This is a genomic window from Ideonella azotifigens, from assembly GCF_006519715.1.
GTDB classification, from domain to species: Bacteria; Pseudomonadota; Gammaproteobacteria; order Burkholderiales; family Burkholderiaceae_C; genus Ideonella; species Ideonella azotifigens.
This window is the reverse complement of the sequence record NZ_VIDT01000784.1, coordinates 1-2,313: the sequence shown is the minus strand read 5'-3', so window position 1 is coordinate 2,313 and position 2,313 is coordinate 1. Positions and strand designations below refer to the sequence as shown.

4 protein-coding genes are annotated in these 2,313 nt (G+C 67.3%); all 4 read right to left on the bottom strand.

Annotation, left to right across the window (positions count from 1 at the left end; genetic code table 11):
* A partial coding sequence (locus tag FKP22_RS27600; protein WP_170201129.1) for a YceI family protein occupies window positions 1-635 on the bottom strand: 635 nt, incomplete at its 3' end.
* A 152-nt stretch (window positions 636-787) separates the two neighbouring features.
* Complete coding sequence (locus tag FKP22_RS27595; protein ID WP_141291182.1) at window positions 788-1,198, bottom strand: type II toxin-antitoxin system VapC family toxin; 411 nt, start codon at window positions 1,196-1,198, stop codon at window positions 788-790.
* A 2-nt stretch (window positions 1,199-1,200) separates the two neighbouring features.
* Entirely contained in the window at window positions 1,201-1,473 is a 273-nt protein-coding gene (locus FKP22_RS27590) for a type II toxin-antitoxin system Phd/YefM family antitoxin (protein WP_141291180.1), read from the bottom strand.
* A gap of 120 nt (window positions 1,474-1,593) precedes the next feature.
* The coding region (locus FKP22_RS27585; RefSeq protein WP_141291178.1) for a M20/M25/M40 family metallo-hydrolase at window positions 1,594-2,313 on the bottom strand (720 nt) is incomplete at its 5' end.

Genomic DNA, 2,313 nt, shown 5'->3' with positions numbered 1-2,313 from the left:
CGTTTCACGCCGTTGGCCGCGTTCTTGTTGCGAGCATCCCCGTCTGCCCCGGCGGCGGCCTCGATCTGGATCTGCACCGCGAGTTCGTCGCCCACCAGGTCCGAATAGGCGTTCAGGCCGTAATCGGAGCGCTTGATGGAGGTGGTGGCGGAGAAGCCGACCGAGGCGAACTTGGTGATCTGGTTGACGCCCAGCTTGTTGAAGCGCAGCTGCAGCAGGACCGGCTTGGTCACGCCGGCCAGCGTCAACTCGCCGGCCAGCGTGCCATGCGTGGCGTCAATGCGTTCGAGTCTGGTGCTGCGGAAACCCACGGTGGGGCTCTTGAACAGCTTGGCCCAGGCATCGTCGCCACGGATCTGCTGGTTCCAGGTCGCGTCGCCCATGTCCAGCGAGCGTGTCGGCATGCTCACGGCAATCGCCGAGTTCTTCCAGTCCTCGTCATCGAAGCTGAAGCTGCCTGGCGCCATGCGCAGCGTGCCGAAGAGCTGGATGAAGCCCTGGTGCTCCAGCGAAAAGCTGACGCGGGAGAGCTTGCTGACGATGGTGTAGGTGACGGGCGCGCAGGGCGCCGCAGCGGCCGACAGGACCAGCGCAGCCGCCAGGGCGGCCCGGCGGGCGGTTTTGAAAGCGGACATGGACTCCTCGGTTCGGTGGATGACAACGGCCCGCTTTGTAGCCAGCGGGGCCCGAAGTCGTCCTGAAACCGCCCTGAAAAGTCCTGATTCGGGCTGAAACCGATGCTGCGCCGCCCGCTGGCGAGCGTTCGCGTCAGCGGCTGTTCCATGCATCAAACGAATGGATCGATGAGTCGCACGCCGGTTCCGGCAAAGTCCCGCACGTTGCGGGTGACGAGCGTCATGCCGTGCTCCAGCGCAGTGGCTGCGATCACGGAGTCGCGCCAAGCGCGCGGATTGGGGACGTGCAGAGGCGCGCACAGTCGCGCGCCGCGCGCTGTGAAGGGCAGCGTTCGACCGTCATAGGCAGCTTCCAGCCCCTCGATCCATGCCTTGAGACCGGCTGCCTGGGCTGCGTCGGTGCGCGCCTTGAGCTCGTAACCCAGCCACAACTCCAGCAGCACGACGGCCGACAGATAGAACTGCTCTGCCGGCAATTGCGCCGCCCAACTGCGCACCGTGGCCGAGGGTTGCTTCTTGCCCGTTCGCAGCTCGGAGACGACGTTCGTATCGAGCAGGAACATGTTCAGTCCAGATCGGCCGCCACAGGCTGGTCGATCAGGCGCGGTGGCTCGAAGTCAATCCCGCCCGTCTCTGGCAGCCCGTCCATGAGCGCCAGCAGGCTGCGACTGGGCTGACGCTCGCCGCCGAGCGCGTAGAAGTCATCGATGCGCAGCAACGCGTACGCAGGATGGCCGCGGTCGGTGATCAGCACCGGGCCCATGTCGGCCGCCCGCTTGGCGCCGGCCAGATCGCGTGCGAACTGGCGCGCCGGGATCGTCGTGATCGGTTTTGGCATGGGTTGACTCCTGCAGGAGGTTTGCGGAATGTCGGTATGTTATGACATTCGTTCGCCTGAGCGTAAACCCATGGCATGCAAGGGGCGCGCATTGCCGCCGGTTGGACGGTAAGGTTTGGCTCAATGCCCTGCCGGCACGCGCGCCAGCGGCGTTTTCATCTCCGCCAGGGCATAGCTCAGCACCGCCAGCAGCGCGACCTGCTTGCGCAGCGCTTGCGGGTCGACCTTGTCCAGCGTGTCGGCGGCGGTGTGGTGGTAGTCGAAGTAGTGGCGGGTGTCGACCAGTGGCGCGAAGCCGGGCACGCCGGCCTGCTGCAGCGGTTCGATGTCGGTGCCGGCTTCGCCGGCGCGGGTCGTCATCACGCCGGCGCCGATGCTGCGCAGCACCTGGGCCACCGGCGCCAGGCGCTTCAACTCGGCTTCGCTGATGGCGCCGAAGAAGCCCAGCGGGTCGCCCAGGCCGAAGTCGCTTTCGATGGCCGCGACCTGCGTGGGCAGCTTGCCCTTGACCGACTCGAAATAGGCCTTGCCGCCGCGGGCGCCGTTTTCCTCGTTGGCCCAGGCGACCATGCGCACCGTGCGGCGCGGCGAGAGGCCCAGCGACTTCAGCACCTGCACTGCGCCCATGGCCGCGGCCACGCCCATGCCGTCGTCCATCGCGCCGGTGCCCAGGTCCCAGCTGTCCAGGTGGCCGGAGACGATGACGACCTCGTCCGGGTGCTCGCGGCCGGGCAGGTCGGCCAGCACGTTGTGGCCGTCGGCATCGGGCAGCGTGCGCGGCGTAAGCACCAGCTTCATCGTCACCGGGCCTTCGGCGGCCAGGCGCTCGATCAGCATCGC